Source organism: bacterium, from assembly GCA_040754625.1.
Taxonomy (GTDB): Bacteria; JACRDZ01; JAQUKH01; order JAQUKH01; family JAQUKH01; genus JAQUKH01.
Window position 1 is genome coordinate 1 of the sequence record JBFMCF010000034.1, and the last position, 23,156, is coordinate 23,156.

Consider the following 23,156-nt stretch of genomic DNA (forward strand, 5'->3'; position numbering starts at 1 on the left):
TCTTAGCTCGCTTAATAAAACTCCGAATTCACGAAGTTTTATTGCTCGGTATAATTTACAATATTCATCGAGGCCTCCAACTCGGCCTCTTGATTTATTTCTATTTGAGGATTTCAACAGAACCATTATAATTATTAAAGTTAATTTGTAATTAGTCCCGATGTTCTTTGGAATCCCGAACCTCGATTTCATCGAGGCATCGGGATAGTTTGGGAAAATTTTTGCAAAGCAAAAATTTTGGGGGCTGTAGCTCAGTTGGGAGAGCGCCTCGTTCGCAACGAGGAGGCCGTCGGTTCGATCCCGATCAGCTCCACCATCCGCCATAGGCGGAAGAGCAATCGAAAATTAAAAATCGAGATTTGATCAGAAAGGTTTTCGATTGCGGTCAACTTTAGATTATCGATTTTCAAAATATGAAAAAGATTTTACTGCTTTTTATTTTTTTAACTTTACTTACAAACACCAGACACGGGCAAACATTTCCAACTACTATTTTCGGAAAAATTATCGATACAGAAGGCGAATATGTATTCATTGAGACAGATAAAGACAAAGAAATCGTACTGGGTATGATTTTTGGCGTATATAACCCGGGAAATGAGGCGATTGGGGTATGTGAAATTAGTAAAATCATAAAAAAAGGGAATTATATTGCCCGTATTTTGACCCAGACAGACGAAATAAAAAAAGGCTACAATGTACTGGCGGATATTGAGAGGGAATACAAACTAAGAGAAAAAATAAAAGATTTAAAGGCCACCAGTTATTATCTTGATTCGTATAAGAAATTTGAAGACTCAGTAAATAAACCTAATGATATGACAACCCCTGACATCCCGCTGATTAAAGACAAAATCCTGCGTAAAATATTCTGCCAGTCAATGCAATATCTCGGGATACAAATTTCCAAATTTTCTAACCCTTTTATTATAGAAGAAGAAATTATACCTCTGAATATCTACAGGGATATCTTAGACGAATCCAGCAAATTAAAAATTGACAGCATAAATAACAAGGTTAATATTGAAAGTACCATTAACATCGGAAAGCTGAAAAGACGCCTGCAAAACAGGGGATATACATTTAAGCCAAAAATTGTGCGTCTTGTTTTCTCAAATGAAGACGATTCTGAGATTATTAAACAAGTTATTGATAAAATGTTAAGATACTCAAATTTTATTGCGAAGGACACCGAGGACATCAGGGACATTACAAGCCCTGTTTCATGTATTATATACTCTACACCAAAAACTTTTGCCGATGAAATAAATACCTTTGATTTTGAAGATATCGGCATTTCAACTTCGAAGATTTATGAAGACACGATAGAATTAAAAATATGGTAACAAAAAACAGAAGACAGAACACAAAAAACAGAATTATCCCGCTATTGTTAATCAGTTACTGTCTGCTGTTTTTTGTTATCCCAATTACTTCTCTCTATGCCTCCGAATGGTATCAAACATTGGAAAATGATTTTATAGAAGGCCTGAGGGACAACATAGATATCCAGACCAATCCTGATCAAATCCAGCTTGAAATCAAAAACACAGAAAAAAAAGTATTTAACGTATTATCCAGTAAAAACAGGACGACTATCCAGTTTTTTCCAAGCGAATATACAAAAAGTTTTGACCAGGGACCAGGGCAATTTATTTTTGTCAATGACGGCATAACTGATTCCGGATTTAACAAAAATTTCGGTTATCAGTTAAGCTCTTATCTTTCTGACGATCTTTCTTCTTATTCAAATCCATTCCCGCAGGATTTTTTATTTAAATTCCCGGCAAAACAGTCAATCTCCACATTCGTGCTGTATAACGGACCAGGCAGTGATGCTGGCGGGGTGGATTCGGAAATTAACAGCTTCCGGTTATATTACAACAACGATATTGTCATGCCTGAAGACATACTTTCTATTGAAGATGACGGGGGAGGCTGGTGTTTTAAAGGCGCATCAGGAGATAATATTATTTTTCAGCCGCTTTCTCCAAAAAATATTTTTGGCGACAATCCCTTTGTTTCAAAACAGCAAAAAGAAGAATTCTCCCGCGATACATGGATACAATCCAAAGACATGGAATTTAACCTCAACAGGGAAAATCCCAAATGGATTAAAATATATTTTAAAAAGCCTATAGATATATCAAGCATATTTATAATGAGTGACGACGGGGCCAATGTCGATAACCTGGAAACAGATATATTCAATATGGAAATTATTGTTCATTCCGATTCGTATGGAAACGAATCAATATATGATAACAGCAATAATAAAATTGTTCAAAATGACTACTCAAAAGGTTTCTGGAAAGTATTCAACCCTATACCGGCAAAAGCAGTTACCATTAAATTCCATAATTCAAAATATATAGAATGGCAAAAATTGCTTATTTTTAAATCGCAATGGAAAGAAATATTATCCGCTAATGCCGAGGCTAAAAACCAGGATTATTCGCCGCAGGTATTTACTTTTAACGCCACTGAACCGTTTCAATATCTTAGATTGTCAGTTGAAAGCAATCACGGCAACAAACGATGGCTGTCTTTTGGAGAAATAGAGGCATATTCCATCCTTCCCAAAAATATTGCGTCTTCAAAAAACGGAAGAGCTAAAATAATATATACCACCCGCGGTGAAAGAAAAGATACACCCATGTCTATACTCAATAATGCGAAAATAACATACCGTGAAGGCTTTAATTTTGGTTTAGAACATCCTAATATAAAACAATACGCGGTCCTGGACCTCGGCGGAAGAAAAACATTTAACCAGATTGCGCACTGGAATTGCGGGCAATATGGAGCGCGTTCCGTGACTATTTATTCAAGTATAGATTTAGAAAACTGGGACAAAATCGGGTTATATGAAAACCTGAATTTAACCAGGCCGCAAACTGTTAATAAAGATATTTTCAATTTTGAACCTGTCTCTGCACGCTACTTAAAATTTGAATATAACCCAAAAAGCTGGAATTCCTATACCCTGCGAATAAGTGAATATGAAGTTTTTTCAAGCCCGGTAGAATATTTTCCATCAGGTTTATATGTCTCGCCTGTTTTAAACTGCAAACAGCCTGTAAAACTGGAATCAATTTCGTTTAATCAAGAACCTGAAGGAGATATTCCTCCAAACACATCCATTGAACTTACAGTAAAGTCGGGGACCAATAATAACTTATCAGGAACCAAAGCGATAAATACATGGAAATTTGAGAATAATAATATCCCTAAAAGCATCGATTTACCCGGTAATCATACAGGCAACCAGTATTTTCAATATCTTGTAAAACTAAACACGGGTATTTCTTACCTTACCCCGGTATTCAGCGATTTAAACCTTGTCCATAAAACCCCTTCCGAACTTTATTCCGATGCGAGCTATTTTTATGATATTGAAAAATACGAAGAGGCTTTAAAAAACATAAATATTCTTAATGAAAACTTCTCCACCCAGACGTGGATAGACAAAGCCACAGTTGATTTAAAAACCGCCATTCTTCTGAAAATCGATGAAAAATCCCAAACTCTTTTTAATAAAGGGATACAATCGGCCAAAGAAAATAACCTGGAAATGGCACTAAGAATACTGCAAACAATTCTCATCCAATACCCTTCCAATAGTTTTAATGATAAGATAAAAAACCAAATTGAAGAGTTTGAGGCCCAGAAACAATACTATGAATTGATGGCCTCCTTTGAAAAAGACCCTGAAAACACAAGTGTAAAATTAAAAATCCTCTCAAATAATTTTATTAAAACCAGGTGGGGACAAATGGCCAGGGAAAAAGCTGAAGAATTTTTTGAAAAAAATATCAAAGTTTTATATGAACAGGGCATTGATCTTTTTAACAATAAAAAATTTATTGCGGCAAAAGGGATTTTTGAAAAACTAATTGAAAAATATCCTGCCAGTTCTTATATCCAGAAAGCTGAAATCCAGATACAGCTTTGTAATGATAAAATTCAGGAAGATATGTTCTTTAAGGCATCATCTTTATATAAAGAAGGCAATCTGGAAGAAGCCGAAGAGATACTTTTTGAAATAATTCAAATTAATCCCGAATCGGAATGGACCAGAAAACTGCAAAGCATGATAGAAAAAAAATAAATTTATGCCTTCTCCTTATATTAAATCAATACACCGGTTATTTCTTAAAAATCTCGCGGTTAAAAAAAATGAAAATATTCTGATATTCACAGACACCGATACAGGGGCGAATGATTATCCGCCCCTGCATTATAAAATTGCGAAATTAATCGCGGCTGAGGGTAAAAAATTTGCTAACATAATTTTCCATGCTTACCCTTCAACCGGATCGCATGGGGCAGAACCGCCAATCACCCTCTGGCAACTGGCATTTGGCAAGGAAATAATTAATGAATTTAGGAAACAAAAAATTCTCAGGCCGCTGCTAAATAAAACGGCTACAGAAAAACAAATAAAGATGGCACACGCAATAGTAGGGGCACAAAATCTTGTGCCCTTACATTCAAAAATCAACGCCGTTATCGCTCTCGCATGGTTTTCAACTACCCATACAAATTTCAGAAAACTCCTGACTCAATCATTCGGCATCCGCTATGCCAGCATGCCTCTTTTTGATGTTAAAATGCTTGCCGGGCCGATGAATGTAGATGTTAAAAAACTGTCCCGGGAAACTATTCTTCTGGCAAGATATTTAAGCAACGCGCATACGGCTGAGATTACCACTCCCGACGGGACAAACCTTCACTTCAGTTTAAAAGGAAGACAAGGGCATGCGGACACGGGTGTTTTAACAAAAGACGGCTCAATGAGCAACCTGCCCTGCGGCGAGGCATACATCGCGCCTGTTGAGGGAACAGCAAAAGGAAAACTTGTTGCCAGATTCAGCCAAACAAGAACTTTAAAAGAGCCTTTGATATTTGAAATTAAAGAAGGACATGTGAAAAAAATTTCGGGTGAGGAAAAAGACAAAAAAAGGCTGGAACAGGTATTTAAAAAATACCCGAAAGCGTGTGTTTTAGCTGAGTTTGGCATAGGGACCAACAAAAAGGCAAAGCGGCCGGACAACATATTAGAAGCAGAAAAAATCCTTGGCACCATTCATATTGCTTTTGGAGATAACTCAACATTCGGCGGCGTAAATAAAGTCCCGTTTCATGAAGATTTTGTAATCTTTAAACCAACGGTAAAACTGTATTTTCGCGGAAAAAAACCTTCCATCCTCATCAAACGGGGTAAAACTATAATAGAGTAACCAGTGTTCTGTAAATTAATTTAACAGTGTTTTGGCGACGTTATAATTTATATCTGGTCGCGAATTTCAAGATATCTTTCTTTACCTAATACCCCGAATTTTTTATCAGGAAAAGCTTTTAGAGAAAGCGTCAGCCAGAATTCTACTTCTTCCGGGACCCCGATTTTTTCCACTTGTTTTCTTATTGAAAACTCTGCTTCCCAGCAATGAAGATCCCGTTTTAGGGCAATTTTATATTTCTCAAGTTTAAAATCTTTTAAACGCGGAACATAAATATCATCGTTCCGGAAACTGCCGAGACAACTGCCTTCCCAATAACGGGTCAAAGGAACCCTTACAAGTGAATCTAATGTTGCAAAACTGTTTAAAGGGTAAAAATAGGTTAAATTATGCCTGTATGTAAAATCAAAATATGTATTTGGCGCGTAATGAAGAGTGCTTTCAATTGATTTCAATTTGCCTTTTTTTAATTTTTGCACGTTGACGGGATAAGTTATATCCGTACTGTCACAATAAATATCATACCTGATGTTCGAGACAAGATCAAAATAATCTTTTGGCCTCGAAGTTAAACTGATATTTAAATCGCTGAATTTCGATTTCCTGTTTTCAACCGGTTCTTTTTCTTCCTTAATAATTATCTTTTGCACAGCTGTGTCATAATAAGATTCATTTTTTCTTCGTATATCATAACTTATACTTGTGGTAATTGTCATCCTGTATAAAATAGTCCTTGAATCAAACGGAGAGTTCAGTCCAAGTGAGGCAGTAAAAGAATTTCTTTCTATTCCTTTATACGGGTCTTCATCAAGGTCCTGCCATTTTCGTTTATAATCATGCGTGTTCTGCCATGTAATATAATCTGTTATCCTTGTAGAAAGTGTATTTTGTGTATCAAAACTGCTTACCCTGCGGTCGTCAAAATCTGTCGTGGTTTTTTTGTCGCGCCAGTCTTCATTATATCCAACAGCCGGCATGAAAGAAATATTTACGGTCCTGCTTTTAAAAATATCAAAATTGGTTTGCAGTCTTTGATATAAAAAAGCTGACTGGGTGCTGAATTTAGTAGCATATTTTATTGTAATCTTATCCCTTGGATCCAATTTAAACGGCCCATTTTTATTTTTCACCTTGACTTCCTTTTTTTCATAATCTACAGAAATCAGTTCAACAGGGATACTGACACTCCCGGTATTGTCTGTGGCCAGGGGATATACGGTCCCCGCCGACGGGAATGCGGCAAGTTTTACAATATAAATGTCCGAGTTGCCCGCATCAGGATTAAGGTCATTTCTTATCACATCAAAAACTTCTTCCCTGTCGCCGCGGTCAAAATTAATTATATAGGAAGCATTTGCACTGTAATTTACCGGCGGTTTTGTCCTTCCAACCTGCGTGGGTAAAAGGCTGAAAGAAATATCAGGAAGCCGTTCCTCAGTCTTTTTAAATTTTTTTAAATCATCATCCCATAAATTTCTCTGGAATACGGCTGCCCTGAAAACTATATTGGGATATCTGACAGTTGTAATATCAAAAGTAGAATTAATATCTTTTGTGGCATCACTTGTATTTTCTACTTCTTTGCCAAGTGTCACATTGCTTCGATAATGTAAATCCAATTTTGAATTTACTGTTATCTTTTTTTCATTTATGCTCTCTTTTCCCTGAGATGTATTATAAGCCGTTTCAAAACTTGTATTTTCGTATAACATTTGTTCGTAATTGGCATCAATCTTCCACTCTTCTGTTTCAGGCCCTGTATAGGAATAATCATCAGATGGATTTTCTGTTTTTACTTTGCTGTAATATAAAAACACTCTTCCTTTTCCTTCCCCTGAAAATAAAGAAAATTTGTGGTCGAAACCTGTCCCCCAGCCGACAAACTGCCACCAATCGATATAATAATTTCCATATGAATTATCATTGAAAAAATAGTCATATTTAGCCCGCAGAATAACGCCTTTCCGCCTGTTATAGCCTAATTTAAAATGCCAGCGGTTTCTTTCATCTAACTTCCTGGTATAAAAAGGATAATATATTGTCGGGACATTTCTTATCATAAAAGATACATCCTTGCACACTAACCTCCTTTTCGGGTAAAGTATTATTTCTTTAGCTTTGAATCTATAATGGGGAGAGGGTTTATCACAGGTAGTAAAAAGACTTGGCTTACCCGCATAAAATTGATTTTCCTCCACCTGTTCTATCTCCTCATTATCGTATAACCATGGTTCAGATTTGGAACTGGATTTTTCCATTATTCCATTATTTTTCTTAATATTGTAATTCAATTCTTCGCCTTTCAGGGTGCTGTTTGTCTGGACAAGTAAAACATTGCCCTTCGCATAAATATTATCAGTATCAATATAAAACTTCATATAATCGGCCTGGAGTTTCGTATCTCCCTGCTCCAGGTTAACACTTCCCTGGCCGACGATAAGATTTTCATCTTCAATGTATTCCAGCCTGTCCGCTTTTATTCTGACAGGAACATCTTTCTTCGTTTCGAAAGAAAAAACACCGGGCGGAAAAAAAATAAAAACAGCCAGTAAAATAATAAACGGTCTCAAGGATAATTTTCGCATAATTCCTTCCTCGCCTCTCCCACCGTATACAATGAACCAGTAATACAAATAACTTCATGAGCGGCCTGCCGGCCCCGTCTTATTTTTTCTCTCATTCTCTTGATTGCTTTTCTTATCGGATAAACTGCTTCCATATCTTTATTGTACTTTCCAGCAATTTTCACCAGTTCCTCTGGAGAACACGCCCGGTCACAATGCGGTGAGGTGATTATAACTTTACATGCCAGCGGCATAATTTCTTTTACTATTCCATGAATATCTTTATCTTTTAAAATTCCAAGTATAAAATTTATTTTTTTACCCGGGAAAAATGTTTTAAGGCCTTCAGAAAGTTTACATGCCCCGGGCGGGTTATGGGCACCATCAATTATTATCGCAGGGGAGAACGGCCTCCCGCCCTTGCGAATAATTTCAAACCGCCCCGGCCATTTTGTGTTCTTTAGACCGGCACGGATATTATCTAAATTGATGTTTACTGCAGGGGCGGTTCGTGAAACACCCCTGCCTAAAATTTCTATAACTGCCAGAGCCAATGCGGCATTATGAATTTGATGTTCTCCCAGCAGGGAGATTTTGAACACATGGGAACGCTGCAACCTGCCCCATATACCTTTGTAAGAAAATTCCTGGCCATTTAAATGCAGGGACACGGCATAGCGTGTCCCTGTAAAGTTCTGATTTATAACATACAATTTGGCATTTTGTATCCGGCATATCTTTTTTATCACGTTCAATGGTTCTTTATCGTTTACCCCGCAAACTAAAATTCCATTTTTCTTGATAATCCCTGCTTTTTCGAACGCAATTTTTCCTAACGTATTTCCCAATTCTTTTGTATGGTCAAAACCTATACTTGTTATAACGGAAATCAACGGTTTTATCACATTTGTCGCATCCAGCCGCCCGCCCATTCCAACTTCAATACACGCAAAATCAATATTTTCTTCTTTAAAATATTCAAATGCAATAGCCGTTGAAATCTCAAAATAAGTAAGATGTCCCATCCTGCTGTTTGTTTTTTCTATTAAAGGCATTAGTTTCGCCACGATTTTTGACAACCTTTTTCGCGGAATTAAAACCCCGTTAACCTGTATCCTTTCCCGGAAATCGATAAGGTGCGGGGAAGTATAAAGCCCGACTTTAAAACCCGCCTCTTTCAGAATGGAAGAGATAAAACTGGATGTAGAACCTTTTCCATTTGTCCCTGCTATGTGGATTGATTTGAAGCTGTGCTGGGGTCTATCTAATAAGGAAAGAAGATATTTTATTTTCTCTAATCCGAATTGTATTCCGAAACGTTCAAGACTGTATAAATAATTAATTGTCTGTTCATAAGTCATATTTATTAAACATAATTATATATCATTAAAATCACATTATCAAATAATTTCGGGTTATTTTCTATCGACAAATTCATTAAATAATTTTATAATATCTAATAATGTCCAGGAAGACTATTCTGCGTCCAACTCAAAATAAAGTCAAACAGGCTATTTTTAATATTTTTCAAAATGAAATAATCAATTCAGAATTTCTTGACCTTTTTGCAGGTACAGGGCAAATCGGGATTGAGGCGTTAAACCATGGTGCGAAAAATATAGTTTTAGTCGAAAATAATCCGGTTCTCATCAAGAAACTAAATGAAATAAATGCAGATAAAAAAATCGAAATTGTTAAAAAGGATGTTTTTTTTGCAATTGGAAACTTTTATAGGCAAAACAAAAAATTCGATTTTGTTTTCGCCGACCCGCCTTATCATGAAAATTTATATGATAAGATTTTGACAGAACTTGAAAAACATGATATTCTTAATACTCAAGGACGTCTTATTCTTGAGCATTACTGGAGAGAAAATTTACCGGAAGAAACACCTGTTTTTAAAGTATGGCAAAAGAAAAAATACGGGGACACGGTGCTGACAATATACAAGAAAAAAGCTGTTTAAACAGTTTAAACAGCTTGAACTGTTTAAATCGTTAAGAGGAGAGTCATGCCTAAAATCGCGGTATATCCCGGGAGTTTTGACCCTGTCACAAACGGGCATCTGGATTTAATAGAACGTGCACTAAAAATTTTTGACTATGTTATTGTAGCCATTGCCAAACACCCGCATAAAAAACCATTTTTTACTATTGAAGAAAGATTAGAAATGCTTAAAGATGCTGTTAAAGGATTAAAACAGGTAAAAGTAGATTCATTTGACGAACTTTTAGTTGATTACATAAAAAAACAAAAGGCGCATACCATTATCCGCGGTGTCCGGGCTATGACCGATTTTGAATATGAATTCCAGATGGCCTTGATGAACCGGAAACTCGATGATAAAATTGAAACAATATTTCTCATGCCCAATGAAATCTATTCTTATGTTTCTTCCAGTGTAATAAAAGAAATAGCTTTATACGGCGGAAATATTAACAGCCTGGTTCCTGATATTGTCAAAACTAAACTTTCATCCAAACTTAACAAAAATGCACCTCGTAAATAAAATTACACTATCCCGGATTCTTTTAGCAGTGTTATTTTACTTTCTCTTTGAAACTGTAAATATTTATACTGATTATTTTGCGCTTCTTTGCTTTGTCCTTGCAACAATCACTGATTTTTACGACGGGCATCTTGCAAGACGTTATAATGTGGTTACAAGATTCGGGCAATTAGTTGACCCGCTTGCAGACAAGCTTCTTCTCCTCTGTGCCCTTCTTTCCTTCATGCAGAGAAAAATTATACCCGGGTGGATGGTCATAATAATACTCAGCAGGGAATTTTTGGTTATGGGGATCCGTATTCTATCCAGTTCGAACGGGGACGTCATTCCTGCAAGGGAATCAGGCAAATATAAAACCGTAAACCAGCTCGAGGTAATAATAATCAGCCTTTGCCTTATTATATTCAACAATACCTTTAATTATTTCTTCATTCCTTTAAAACAGATTTTTAATAACAACACATTGCCGGACAAATTGACATTATGGATTTTTAACTCGGGACCGTATTATCTGATGTTTTCCACAGCAATAGTTACCGTTCTTTCCGGCATTGAATACTACAATAAAAACAGGGAATTGATAAATGGATAAGATACAGGAAAATCTTGTGAAAGTCTTTGCAAGTTTCATTGTAGGGTATTCTTCTGCCGCGCCCGGGACACTCGGGACACTGGCTGGTATCCCCTTATATCTTTTCCTTTATACCCGGGGAACAAAAATTTATGTTATTTTCACGATACTATTTTTTATACTGGGACTGGAAATATCATCTCTTGCAGAAACCATATTTAAAAAAAAAGACTCCCAAAAAATTGTTATTGATGAAATATCCGGATTTCTTGTTACAATGCTTTTTGTCCCTTATAAAATACAATTTATTATACTTGGATTTACATTGTTCAGGATTATCGATATTTGGAAACCCTACCCGGTTTATCTTTTCCAGAACCTTGAGGGCGGTATTGGAATAATGTCGGACGATCTTATGGCGGGAATTTACAGCAATATTATCCTGCAGGTTGTTACAAGATTTAATTTCCTACCTTAAAAATTCTTATCCTGCTGTTTTGCGAATCAGAAACATATAAAAAATTTTCATCATCTATATTTATCTTCTCCAATCCCTTTAAGTCATCCTTTTCCCCGCGGAATTCAATAAATAGCCCGTTTTTAAAAAAAACAGAAATACGGCTATTGCCTGAATCGCTGACATATATTGTCCCGTCAGGTGATATAGCTATCCCCTTCGGAGAAGAAAGGTCTCCCGGTCCCGATCCGGGCTGGGCGAATTTAAATTTGTAGTTTCCGTCTTTGTCAAATACCTGCACACGGCAGTTACGCATCTCAACTACATATATATTCCCATCTTTATCCACCGCGATATCCGAGGGTTGGAAAAACTCCCCGTTTTTCGCCCCTCCCTGGCCAAATTTCTTTAAAAAATCTCCCTGCCTTGTAAAAATCTGCACGGTATTATTTTCCACATCGACAACATAAATATAGCCATTCGTGTCCACATCCAGGCCAAAAGGCAAAATAAACTGGTCATTTTTTTTCCCCGGTTTACCGAAACGAAATTTAAATTTCCCGTCAGAATCAAACGCGTGGATAAAATACGACGCCAGGTCATTTACATAAACCGTCCCATCCGGGCCGATAGCAATATCATAAGGAAGAGAAAACTGGCCTTCGCCCTTTCCTTTTTCTCCAAAATAGAAAAGATACTGGCCGGAAGGATTAAAAACCAATACCCTGCTGTTTATAGTATCAGTCACATATATATTTTTGGTCGTTTTATTAATAGCAACACCTGAAGGATTTTTTAAAACAAAATTATTTTTCCCGTAAATGACCGCGGGTCTTTTTTCTCCGGAAGAAAAAGCAGGCAAGATGCAAAAAAATGAAACAATCAGAATCAGCAGTAAAAAAGGTATTTTTTTTATAGTTATATTTTTAGGCACAATAATGTATTATACTTAAAAATTCGATAAATTGTCAAGTTCGGATAAGCTTAACTTCTTATGACAAAAATAATCCCGAGCGCCAGCAAAAATCCTACCCACGCATTATATTCCTTGTTCCGGATAACATTTTCCCATGAAAATTTTGCTTTTTCCCCGCAAAATCCGTTAACGTTAAAATCCGGGATAATACGCGGCACATGGTTTTTATATTCCCTGAATTCATTCCCAAATTTTTCTTCGAGGATCCTCTCTTCGTCCAAAATCACAGGATAATAAATATAGGCAAAAACAAAGGTAAGCATAGAAACCACCAATATATTATGAAACGCTGAAAAAAAACCCGCTCCCATAATGAAACTCCCGAGATACAATGGGTTTCTTGTATACCGATACGGACCCGAGGAAATAACGGTTTTGTTTTTTTGGAGATACCCGCATGCCCATGTCCGTATTATCAAACCGACCAAGGCAAAAAAAATACCCCACCATTTAAACCCGGCATTTCTGCTCGAAACAAACAAAAAAATTGCCGCGAGCCACGCGGCATAAATCCTTACTCTCTCTTTTGGAATTAACATTTTTATTCTATTCCTGCTTGTTTAAAAATATAACTGTTATTTTTCAAATAATACTTTAGATCAAAACAATCTTTTATTTCATCTTCTGATAAATATTTTTTGACATTTTCATTCTTCAATATTTCATCTAAAAAAATATCATCTGAATTTTGTATTTTTAGCGCGCTGGCCTGGATTAAACGATAGCTGTCTTCCCTTGTCAATCCCTTGTCGATTAATTTTAGTAAAAGTCTCTGTGAAAAAATTATCCCTTTGTTTTTCCCGATATTTTCCAGCATCCTGCCGGGATGGACACAAAGATTTCCCAAAATATTTATTATCCGGTTCAGCATATAATCCACTAATATTGTGCTGTCAGGCAAAATAACCCGTTCCACAGACGAGTGGCTTATATCGCGCTCATGCCAGAGAACGACATTTTCCAGACCCGCCTGGGCGTTAGAACGGACAATCCTTGCAAGCCCCGAAATTTGTTCGCACATGACCGGATTTTTTTTGTGCGGCATGGCCGATGAACCTTTCTGTCCCGTGGTAAAAGGTTCTTCTGCTTCACCGATATCAGTCCGCTGGAGGTTGCGGACTTCAGTCGCAAACTTGTCCAGTGAACTCGCGATAACAGCCAATACAGTTAAATACTCCGCATGGCGGTCACGCTGTATAATCTGGTTAGAAACAGGTGCCGGTTTTAATTTTAGCTTTTCACATACATATTTTTCAACCCTGGGGTCGAGGTGGGCATAATTTCCCATCGCGCCTGAAATCTTGCCGTAACTAACCACATCCACCGCGTTTTCCATCCTCCTGATATTTCTTTTTGTCTCTTCATGCCAAACAGCAAATTTCAGTCCCAATGTTATCGGTTCGCCGTGAATACCGTGGGACCGGCCAATCATCAGGGTGTTTTTATGTTTTTTTGCCTGTTTTTTTAAAACCAGAAGTAACTTTTTTAAATCCTCTAAAATCAGGTTGCCTGCTTCTCTCATCTGCAGTGCCAGTGCGGTATCCAGGACATCAGAAGATGTCATTCCAAGATGAATAAAACGCGAATCTTTTCCTACTCTTTCAGCTACAGAGGTTAAAAAAGCGATAACGTCATGCTTAACTTCCGATTCAATTTCCTTTATCCGGTACAGAGAAAACCCGGCCTTTTGGGCGATATGATTTGCAGTACCCTTTGGAATTTTCCCAAGCCGCTCCCACGCAAAACATCCCGCCAGTTCAACATCAAGCCATTTTTGAAATTTATTTTTTTCTTCCCAAATATCAGCCATTTCTTTGCGGCTGTAACGTCTTATCATTATTTATCCTCACCTGTATCCATCGTAATCAGGAGCAATATGCCCTGCCGGTTAACAATCATATTGATTATTTTTTCTCCGTCCAATTTATCCAGTTCTTTATTAAAATCAGAAACCGTTTTTATCTTGTGACGGTTTATTTCCTTTATCACATCCCCTTCCTGTAGACCCATATTAAATGCCATGCTGTCAGCTTCAACTCCGGTAATAACCACACCGTCATCTTCTGAGAGACGATACCGTTTTACCAGTTCCGGATTTATATCTTCAACTTCAATCCCCAAATTAGTTTTCGATTCTTTTTTGCTTACCGCTGTTTTCTCTTCCAGAATAATTTCAATATTTGAAGTTTTTTCATCTCTCAATACCTCCAAAACAACTTTATCCCCGACTCTTTTATTCTGGACTTTTTCCACTATATCATTCGCGCTTTCTATATCAATACCATTAAGCTTCAGGATAATGTCACCTTTCTTTATTCCCGCTTTTTCAGCCGGGCTTGAAGGGACGATACCGGTAACTAAAACTCCTTTTTCCTCTTTTAGATTATAATATTTTGCCCATTTTTTATCTATTGACTGGAGCCGGATACCGATCATAGGGCGGATAACACGGCCATGCAGAAGTAAATCATCTTTTATTCTCTTGGCTGTATTAATCGGTATGGCAAAACCAATTCCCTCCGACCCACCGCTTGTCGAAAAAATAGCGGTGTTAATCCCGATTACCTCGCCTAATATGTTTACAAGCGGACCGCCGCTGTTACCCGGATTAATCGCGGCATCTGTCTGGATAAGATTCCTGTATTCCCTCACCTGGCCCATGCTCTTCCCGGCATTAATACTACGGCCAAGAGCGCTGATAACCCCTACAGTCACAGTGGGTTTCGGATCATCGACAATAAAGCCGAACGGATTGCCGATTGCAACTGCCCATTCACCTACCTGTAAATCGTTCGAATCTCCAAGCGGGGCAAAAAGGAACGCGCGTTTCTCGCTGATTTTTATAATAGCAATATCAGAATCTTCATCAGATGCCTCCAGTTTCCCGTCATATTCCTTGCCGTCAAAAAGTTTTATCTTGATTTCATCGGCCCCGTGAATCACATGTTCATTTGTCAGGACATAACCGTCCGCGGAAATTATTACCCCTGACCCTAATCCCTGTTGTTTAAAATCTCTTTGTGACGGCGGCATCTGGCCAAAAAAATCATTGAAAAATTTGTCAAAAAAATCATCGTGATAAGGACTTATGTATCTCCGGGTTTTTACAGTAGTGCTGACTTTTATTGTTACAACAGAAGGCCCGATTCTTTTTGCCGCCTGGACAATCGCGGTATTCCGGCTGTTTGTTATATCATCCTGGGAAACTGCAATAGCAGTATGCGCAATAAAAAGAAACAAAAAAGCAAATAAAATTTTTCCTGATTTAATTCTGTCCATAATATTTCCTCCATGCTAAAACCTGAAAACGAATGACCAAAAAACTACTATAGTATGCCATATCTCAAAAAAGTTGTCAATATTTGCAATTTTATTATAAACAAAAATAATCGCTTACATTATTCTGAGAGGAACATAATATTTGGGCTTTGGTGTTAATGGGGATATAGCTCTTTACTGTGTCTAATGCGGCCTTGGGCGTGTTATTTTCTTCACTTAAATGAAATAAAAATATATATTTTAATTCCGGATGCATAACACGTTTAAGCGTCTTTCCCGCATCGTTGTTGGAAAGATGGCCGTCTTTACTTAATATTCTGTTCTTAAGATGCCAGGGATAATTTCCATTTACAAGCATTTTTTGGTCATAATTAGATTCTATTATAATAATATTTGAATCCGCCATATTTTGTAAAACATTATTATTTACAATTCCCAGGTCAGTCGCCAGAGCGATTTTCCTGCCATTGCAATAAATTGAATAACCGCAGGGGTCAGATGCGTCATGAAAAACAGAAAACGGTTTAATCAGAAAATCCCCTATTTCAAAAAAATCGGAATTTGTAATTTTTTTAATATTTTCATATTCTATCCGGGATTTAATCGACTGATAGGTCAAATCATTAATACAGATAGGGCCTGAGATTTTTTCTGTTATCTTTCCAAGCCCGCTTGAATGGTCGTGATGTTCATGCGTGACAAGAACCGCATTTATATCACACAATCTTACATTTATTTTTTGGAGCCTTTTTATTATTTCTTTTTCCGAAAAACCAAAATCAATTAAGATATTTGTTTTCCCCGAAGATATGTATATACAATTTCCACTGCTTCCACTGCCTAAAATACAGATTTTAAGATCCAATCATTCACTCCTGAAGACAAGGGGACACGGCCTCTTGTTATTTCAACGCCTTAATCATTTTTTTTGCTTCTTCCAGATAATTTATCCCGGCATCTTCAAGTTCTATTTTTTTGCCGCACTGTTTTATTTTTTCTTCTTCTAACCGTATAAATTCCGAAAACGACGTTTTCGCTGATTTATCTTCTTTCCCTGCCTGATAAATCAAGGCCATATTATAATAAGCCGGTGCAAATTTATTATCCATTTCAATTACTTTCTGGAAACATTTCATTGCATGGTTAATATTATTTTTGGCAGCATAGTAAACACCATGATTATAAAAATCCGCAACAGTTTGCGGCTTTATTCCCAATTCCTTCTCATATGCAACCATATCTTTATAATCCAACGAATAAAGCAGTGTCAGGCCGTATTTACGATAAAGCTGGTCCGTTTGTTTGGATTCGAGAAATTTTTTTAAAACTCCAATTTCTTTTTCAATCAATTTATCATAAAATGTATTTTGAATATTTTCCTTTATTGCAGTTTCCAAGCCTTCAGTATTTTTTTCTTGTTCTATAATGTCTTTTTTCATTTTTGTAATCATCCTCCCATATTTAAAAACATTTTTCCCATCTTATAGTAATTGTTTTGAAATCCCTCTCTCCCGGGAGCAAATAAAGACTGCTTTTTTCCGAATTTTTCTTACGCCTGTCAAATTTATAAAAATGTGCATCTACATAAGCGTCTGCCATATTATAAACCCACAGCAGACCACCGAGCCAGATAAAGGTATTTCTTGCCTTGCGAAGGTCTTCAAGCCTTTCCCTGTAAGCCCCTCTTTTCTTAATATTGTTTTCAGGGACAGATTCCCAGTCGCGATATGCCTCTATCTGGTAATCATGCATGACCAGCGTCCCTGCAATCGCTGTTGCTTCTAAACCAATTATAGTCCACGCCTTAACCCTCTTTTTATTATAGAATTGACCCATTCCCGGAATGATAGAAAGGCGTGCAACATACCGCGGGGGCAGCCTTTCTTTTTCAACCTCATCGGCAAAAATCAATTCATTACGCAAAATAATTATACCCGCCAATAAAAAGGCAGTGTATATTCTTGCCCTTTTCACCGCGCCCCTCTTTCTTCTGAAAATTCATTACCGTTATAATTATAGCTTAGCATATAACCGTTCCCGCAAACTTGGAAGGGCTTTGGGTCATTTCATCTCTTGTTTACTGCCGGGAAAACTTATCTTCCGCAATTTCTCAATAGCTGAAAGGTCCGCGGTCAAATGATATTCCTCACTGCTTGTCAAAACCTTATTCTCTTTAACTTTTGCGGCGATGTTTTGGCACATAAAACATTTGACTTTTAAATTTTCGACTCTTTCCGACACAATTACTCCTTTTCTTAACTTTACTCTTACCAGTTCTATCGGAAAAAATAATAAACTGCTTGATTATTTATTCTTATGCCGCATTGCTCTCCGTCTCTTTTTTCTTTTGTGAGTCGCTATCTTTTTCTTTTTTCTTTTTTTCCCGCACCCCATTCTTAACCTCCTTTTGTGGTTTTATAAGCCGGTTTTGTCATTCGCTTCTAAGTTAAAGCTGGCTAATTATATCAAAATTATTTTTATTTTTCCACTAAAGAAACAGCTCTCTGGCGTTTTTTAGAGCGATGTCCAACCCATCCGCCTTTTTCCCTCCGCCCATCGCAAAATCAGGCCTCCCGCCGCCGCCGCCGCCAATATGTTTTGACAATTGTTTCAGGATTTTATCAGCCTGGTACTTACCTGTCAGGTCTTTTGTAACACCCACGCAAATCATGGGTTTATCATCAAGAACGCTTCCTAAAATCATTATTCCCGAACCCAGTTTTGTTTTTAAATTATCAATGGATCTTCTTAAAGTGTCCGCGTCCAGCCCTTCCATCTTTTTTATTAAAACCTTTATCCCGTTTAATGTTTCAGCTTCCTTTGAAAAATCTTCTATTTTATTTCTTGCAACGCATTCCTTCTGTTTAACCAATTCTTTTTCAATATTTTTATAATCATTTATAAACCTGTCAACTCTGGGAAGTAAATCCGCCTGGCTGGATTTTAATTTTAACGCTATTTCCTGAAGCACCCATTCTTTTTCTCTCATTAAACTTATTGCGGCATCGCCTGTAACCGCTTCAATTCTCCTGACACCGGAAGAAATACCCCCTTCTGAAATTATCCTGAAAATACCGATATCTCCTGTCCTCTTTACATGCGTTCCCCCGCATAATTCCAGGCTAAAATCCTCCATCTGGACCATCCTGACCTTATCGCCGTATTTTTCGCCAAATAAAGCCATGGCGCCAAGTTTTACCGCTTCTTTCAGCGATGTTTCCTTTGTTGTAACACGCATATTCTGGCGGATTTTTTCATTGACAAGGTCCTCAACCCGTTCAAGGTCATCCTTTGGCACCGGTAAAAAATGCGTGTAATCAAACCTGAATGAATCAGGGGCAACTAACGACCCGTTTTGTTCAACGTGCGGCCCCAGAACTTTTCTCAAAGCACCCTGCAGAAGATGCGTCGAAGAATGGTTGCGGCTTATCTTAAGCCTGTTTTTAATATCGATCACTGCTTCGATATTATCCTTCTTAAAAATTTCACCGGTGACCACTTTCCCCTGATGGAGAGAAATACCCTTGCCAATCTTTTTTGTGTCATAGATTTCAGCCTTTTTCCCCCTGGAATGAAATATTCCTTTATCGCCTGCCTGCCCGCCGGACTCGCCGTAAAATGGCGAGATATTCAATATGAAATCCGCCGTATCGCCCTCGCGGACACTTTCAACCAGTTCATTATCCTTTACTATTCCCAAAATGACGGAATCCGATTTTTCCTTTTCGTATCCTGTAAATTCCGTCTCGGGAAAAAGCGTATTTATTTTCGACCACAAGGGATTTGATTCCTCGTCCCCATAGCCCTGCCAGGATTTTCTCGCCTTATTTTTTTGTTCATCCAGCAGGGTTAAAAATTCTTTTTCATTGAGTGTTAAATTTTCGTCAAATAAAATCTCCTGTGTCATATCCAGGGGAAACCCATAGGTATCATAAAGTTTAAATACATCCTTCCCCTGCATACGTTTTTCGCCTTTTTTCTTCAAATCCTGGATCATATTTTCAAGTATATTCATACCCTGCCTGAGAGTCTCTCTAAACCTGTCTTCTTCCGAAACAATCAATTGCGCAATGTAATCTCTTCTTTTAACAAGTTCGGGATAAGCTTCTTTCATTATTGAAACCACTTCCCCGCTTGCCTGGTACAAGAATTTTTTATCTATTCCAAGAAGTTTCCCGTGGCGCACCGCCCGCCGGATAAGCCTTCTAAGGACATAACCCCTTCCCTCATTGGCGGGGTTCACTCCATCAGAGATCAAAAATGTTATCGCGCGGATATGGTCCGCGATTATTTTAAATGAAATATCCTTTTGGTCATTTGAAGGATATTCAATGTTTGCCAATTCAGCCAGATAATTTATAACCGGCCTTATAATGTCTGTTTCAAAATTAGTAGGCGTATTTTGTATTACGGAGGTCAATCTTTCAAGCCCCATTCCCGTATCAATATTTTTCTGCGGCAGGGGATGAAGCGTGCCGTTTTCATCACGGTTGAATTGAGTAAAAACGAGGTTCCATAATTCAAGATAACGGTCGCAGTTACAGCCTACACGGCAATCAGGGCTGCTGCATCCTCTTTTGTCCCCCAAATCAATAATAATCTCCGAGCACGGCCCGCATGGGCCGGTCGGCCCCATGGTCCAGAAATTGCTTTCTTCTCCTAACCGGACAATCCGGCTTTCAGGCAGGTATTTTTTCCAGATATTCAGCGCTTCCTCGTCTTCCTTAAAAATAGAAACCCACAGGTCCTTTGACGGGATATTCATCTCTTTTGTTATAAATTCCCACCCCCACAAAATCGCTTCTTCTTTAAAATAGTCGCCAAAAGAAAAATTCCCGAGCATTTCAAAAAAGGTATGGTGCCTCGCAGTTTTTCCCACATTTTCAAGGTCATTTGTCCGGAGGCATTTTTGTGAAGACACCGCGCGCGGCTTGGATAAGCGTTCCTCCCCGAGAAAATTCTTCTTAAATTGCACCATACCCGCGATAGAAAATAAAACACTTGTGTCTTCAGGAATCAAAGACGCTGAAGGACAAATCAAATGGTCCCTATCGCCAAAATATTCAAGAAATTTTTTCCGTATTTCGTTTCCTGTCATTGTATATTTCATTGTAGGGGGCAGGTATTGACCTGCCATTTTTCTTCGGGCACGGCAAGCCGTGCCCCTACATTATTTACCTTCCGGCTTCTGGCCCTTCACTTCTGATTTTTGACTTCCGCCTTCCGCCTTTATTAATCCAGATTTTTCCCTTATCTTTGTCTCGATTTCATTCGCGAGTTTTGGATTACCTTTCAAAAATCCTTTTGCGTTCTCCCTGCCTTGGCCGATACGTTCATTTTTATAGGTATACCATGACCCGCTTTTTTCAATAATACCGTGCTGGGCCGCGACGTCAAGAAGGCTTCCGACACGCGATATCCCCTCATCAAACATCAAATCAAACTCCGCCGTCCTGAAAGGAGGAGCAACCTTGTTCTTTACAACTTTTACCCGCGTGATATAACCGATAACATTTTCTCCTTCTTTAATCGGGCTTACCTTGCTGACTTCAAGCCTGACTGATGAATAAAATTTTAACGCCCTGCCGCCGGGAGTGGTCTGGGGATTCCCAAACATAATCCCGATTTTTTCCCTGATTTGATTTATAAAAATAACACAGGTTTTTGATTTATGAATCGATGAAGTCAATTTACGAAGTGCCTGCGACATCAATCTGGCCTGCAATCCTATATGCTGGTCCCCCATCTCACCTTCAATTTCCGCCTTGGGGACTAATGCGGCAACTGAATCAATAACAATAACATCGATTGCGCCGCTCCTGACCAATGTTTCACATATTTCCAATGCCTGTTCGCCTGTATCAGGCTGAGAAACCAAAAGATTGTCAATATCAACTCCGATTTTTTTTGCATAGGCCGGATCCAGCGCGTGTTCCGCGTCAATAAACGCGCATACCCCGCCCTGTTTCTGCGCATTGGATATTACCTGGAGGCATAAAGTGGTTTTTCCCGAAGACTCCTGCCCGAATATTTCTATCACTCTTCCCCGCGGGATGCCGCCGACCCCTAACGCAATGTCCAAAGAAATCGCAGTAGTCGAGATAGACGGCACATCCTTTTTCGCCGCTTCTTCACCCAGTTTCATTATGGAACCCTTGCCGAACTGTTTTTCTATTTGTAATAATGCTGTCTCCAAAGCTTTAGTGCGGTTGTCAATCATTTTTCTTTCCTCCCAATTTATTAATTCCCTTTAATCCCCTCTTTCTTTAAACAAAACTCTTTCAAGATAGAATATTCCGCGCCTTTTGAACTAAGCACACTTTTCATTACATAAATTTTGTCAGTAAAAATTTCTCCTGTTTTAAAATTGCGGCATGGAGTCAAATCTTCCCACAAATTTTTGAAAGAATTATCCTCTGTTTTTACCCGTCCCAAGGTAAGATGGGGTTTGTAATCCCTTTTTTCTTCAGGGAAACCCCTGTTTACAAGATTATTTTCAATTTTTGAAACCAGGCTTTTAAGTTCTTCTTCTCCCTTTTTTATTCCCAGCCATACCACGCGGGGAGACCGCTCACTTGGAAACATTCCTAATCCTTCACAAGAAAAACTGAAAGGGACACTTTCCGTCACAGCGTTTTGACAGCCTGAATATAACTTATTTAAATCACTTTCCGGTGTTTTTCCCAAAAATTTAAGTGTCAAATGCAAATTTTCATCTGATACCCACCGGATATTTGAAAATTTTCCGCGCATTCTTGAAATAAAACCGGCTAATTTTAATTTAATATCGGGAGGGAAATTTATCGCGATAAAAATCCGGGTATATTCCATTTTCTTAATCAAACTTTATTCATTACTTAAAGGCAGCAGTATTTCATGCAATAATTCCATGGATTTCTGTGCCGCCTGGTTTTTTACGTCCTGCCTCTGCCCGTCAAAATGATATTCTTTGCAGACAATCTTATCATCAGTAACTACGGCTATATAAACCAATCCGGCAGGCTTTTCTTTGGTCCCGCCGTCAGGCCCGGCAATCCCTGTTATTCCAAGCCCCACATTTGTAACTGCCATTTTTTTCGCGCGTTTTGCCATGGCAGTTGCAGTCTGGGAACTTACCGCGCCAAATTCCCTTAGAATATCTACCGGAACGCCCAGAACTTTATTTTTAACCTCATCGCTGTAAGAAACAAGCGACATCTGGAAATACTTTGAACTTCCGGGAACATTTGTAATCCTGTGCCCGACTAACCCCCCGGTACAGGATTCCGCCACAGCCAGGGTGAGTCTTTTTTTAACAAATAATTCCTTGATTTCCGATTCGATAAGTTTATTCTCTGTAGACATATTGAAAGGTAGGGGCACGCTACAAGGTGCCCTTACAATATCGGGTATTATAATCGATTTCAGTGTGATAGTCAAGAAGACTAAACAGAGAAGTATCCCCAAAATTTCAGCGTCAAAATAAAGCCGTTTGATAAATCAAATTATTTGTTTGGCCTGTTTTATTGAAAACTATGCCTGAATACTTTGCAAATATTTCTTTTATTCCGTCAGCAA

21 protein-coding genes and 1 tRNA gene are annotated in these 23,156 nt (G+C 38.1%); 8 read left to right on the forward strand and 14 right to left on the reverse strand.

Features of this window, described 5'->3' with window-relative positions:
• The first annotated feature begins 240 nt into the window (after positions 1-240).
• The 4 genes from AB1498_02765 to AB1498_02780 all read left to right on the forward strand — a co-directional run bounded on the left by AB1498_02765 (position 241) and on the right by AB1498_02780 (position 5,243).
• Positions 241-316 (forward strand) — tRNA-Ala (locus AB1498_02765).
• Between the two features lie 97 nt (positions 317-413).
• Complete coding sequence (locus tag AB1498_02770) at positions 414-1,346, forward strand: hypothetical protein (protein MEW6087204.1); 933 nt, start codon at positions 414-416, stop codon at positions 1,344-1,346.
• Positions 1,340-4,111, forward strand: coding sequence for a tetratricopeptide repeat protein (locus tag AB1498_02775; protein ID MEW6087205.1), 2,772 nt, complete (start codon positions 1,340-1,342; stop codon positions 4,109-4,111). Before AB1498_02770 ends, AB1498_02775 begins: the two co-directional genes overlap by 7 nt.
• Positions 4,112-4,115: 4 nt before the next feature.
• Positions 4,116-5,243: an aminopeptidase gene (locus AB1498_02780; GenBank protein ID MEW6087206.1), complete on the forward strand. Its 1,128-nt coding sequence runs from the start codon at positions 4,116-4,118 to the stop codon at positions 5,241-5,243.
• A gap of 47 nt (positions 5,244-5,290) precedes the next feature.
• On the opposite strand, the gene AB1498_02785 is transcribed toward AB1498_02780, so the two are convergent.
• The gene (locus AB1498_02785; GenBank protein ID MEW6087207.1) at positions 5,291-7,828 is read right to left on the reverse strand and encodes an OstA-like protein; all 2,538 of its coding nucleotides are present in this window, start codon (positions 7,826-7,828) and stop codon (positions 5,291-5,293) included.
• Complete coding sequence (locus AB1498_02790; protein ID MEW6087208.1) at positions 7,810-9,168, reverse strand: folylpolyglutamate synthase/dihydrofolate synthase family protein; 1,359 nt, start codon at positions 9,166-9,168, stop codon at positions 7,810-7,812. Before AB1498_02790 ends, AB1498_02785 begins: the two co-directional genes overlap by 19 nt.
• A 101-nt stretch (positions 9,169-9,269) precedes the next feature.
• Here AB1498_02790 and rsmD point away from each other — a divergent pair, with 101 nt between their 5' ends.
• Genes rsmD through AB1498_02810 form a run of 4 tightly spaced genes read left to right on the forward strand, consistent with a single transcriptional unit; the run spans position 9,270 to position 11,365 of the window.
• A complete protein-coding gene (rsmD, locus tag AB1498_02795; protein MEW6087209.1) occupies positions 9,270-9,773 on the forward strand; it encodes a 16S rRNA (guanine(966)-N(2))-methyltransferase RsmD in 504 nt (167 codons plus the stop codon).
• Positions 9,774-9,818: 45 nt separating this feature from the next.
• Complete coding sequence (coaD, locus tag AB1498_02800) at positions 9,819-10,316, forward strand: pantetheine-phosphate adenylyltransferase (protein ID MEW6087210.1); 498 nt, start codon at positions 9,819-9,821, stop codon at positions 10,314-10,316.
• 28 nt (positions 10,317-10,344) lie between these two features.
• On the forward strand, positions 10,345-10,908 hold the full coding sequence (gene pgsA / locus AB1498_02805; protein ID MEW6087211.1) for a CDP-diacylglycerol--glycerol-3-phosphate 3-phosphatidyltransferase: 564 nt from the start codon (positions 10,345-10,347) through the stop codon (positions 10,906-10,908).
• Complete coding sequence (locus tag AB1498_02810; GenBank protein MEW6087212.1) at positions 10,901-11,365, forward strand: phosphatidylglycerophosphatase A; 465 nt, start codon at positions 10,901-10,903, stop codon at positions 11,363-11,365. Before pgsA ends, AB1498_02810 begins: the two co-directional genes overlap by 8 nt.
• Here the strand turns inward: AB1498_02810 and AB1498_02815 are convergent.
• The 12 genes from AB1498_02815 to AB1498_02870 form a co-directional block, all read right to left on the reverse strand.
• Positions 11,349-12,278, reverse strand: a complete 930-nt coding sequence (locus tag AB1498_02815) for an NHL repeat-containing protein (GenBank protein ID MEW6087213.1) — start codon at positions 12,276-12,278, stop codon at positions 11,349-11,351. The genes AB1498_02810 and AB1498_02815 overlap by 17 nt on opposite strands.
• 50 nt (positions 12,279-12,328) lie before the next feature.
• Entirely contained in the window at positions 12,329-12,859 is a 531-nt protein-coding gene (locus tag AB1498_02820) for a methyltransferase (GenBank protein ID MEW6087214.1), read from the reverse strand.
• Positions 12,860-12,861: 2 nt separating this feature from the next.
• Positions 12,862-14,157: an adenylosuccinate lyase gene (gene purB / locus AB1498_02825; GenBank protein MEW6087215.1), complete on the reverse strand. Its 1,296-nt coding sequence runs from the start codon at positions 14,155-14,157 to the stop codon at positions 12,862-12,864.
• A complete protein-coding gene (locus tag AB1498_02830) occupies positions 14,157-15,599 on the reverse strand; it encodes a Do family serine endopeptidase (GenBank protein ID MEW6087216.1) in 1,443 nt (480 codons plus the stop codon). The genes purB and AB1498_02830 overlap by 1 nt, the downstream gene beginning before the upstream one ends.
• A 94-nt stretch (positions 15,600-15,693) precedes the next feature.
• Positions 15,694-16,464 (reverse strand): MBL fold metallo-hydrolase, encoded by a 771-nt coding sequence (locus AB1498_02835; protein MEW6087217.1) that lies wholly within the window; start codon positions 16,462-16,464, stop codon positions 15,694-15,696.
• Between the two features lie 37 nt (positions 16,465-16,501).
• On the reverse strand, positions 16,502-17,038 hold the full coding sequence (locus tag AB1498_02840; GenBank protein MEW6087218.1) for a hypothetical protein: 537 nt from the start codon (positions 17,036-17,038) through the stop codon (positions 16,502-16,504).
• A 22-nt stretch (positions 17,039-17,060) separates the two neighbouring features.
• Positions 17,061-17,573 carry a DUF5683 domain-containing protein gene (locus tag AB1498_02845; GenBank protein ID MEW6087219.1) on the reverse strand — a complete coding sequence of 171 codons (513 nt, stop codon included), beginning with the start codon at positions 17,571-17,573 and terminating at the stop codon, positions 17,061-17,063.
• Between the two features lie 87 nt (positions 17,574-17,660).
• Positions 17,661-17,840 (reverse strand): hypothetical protein, encoded by a 180-nt coding sequence (locus AB1498_02850; protein MEW6087220.1) that lies wholly within the window; start codon positions 17,838-17,840, stop codon positions 17,661-17,663.
• Between the two features lie 247 nt (positions 17,841-18,087).
• Positions 18,088-20,736 carry an alanine--tRNA ligase gene (alaS, locus tag AB1498_02855; GenBank protein ID MEW6087221.1) on the reverse strand — a complete coding sequence of 883 codons (2,649 nt, stop codon included), beginning with the start codon at positions 20,734-20,736 and terminating at the stop codon, positions 18,088-18,090.
• 33 nt (positions 20,737-20,769) lie between these two features.
• Positions 20,770-21,819 (reverse strand): recombinase RecA, encoded by a 1,050-nt coding sequence (recA, locus tag AB1498_02860; GenBank protein ID MEW6087222.1) that lies wholly within the window; start codon positions 21,817-21,819, stop codon positions 20,770-20,772.
• Between the two features lie 20 nt (positions 21,820-21,839).
• Entirely contained in the window at positions 21,840-22,442 is a 603-nt protein-coding gene (gene thpR, locus AB1498_02865; GenBank protein MEW6087223.1) for an RNA 2',3'-cyclic phosphodiesterase, read from the reverse strand.
• Between the two features lie 3 nt (positions 22,443-22,445).
• Complete coding sequence (locus AB1498_02870) at positions 22,446-22,943, reverse strand: CinA family protein (GenBank protein MEW6087224.1); 498 nt, start codon at positions 22,941-22,943, stop codon at positions 22,446-22,448.
• Positions 22,944-23,156: the final 213 nt, after the last annotated feature.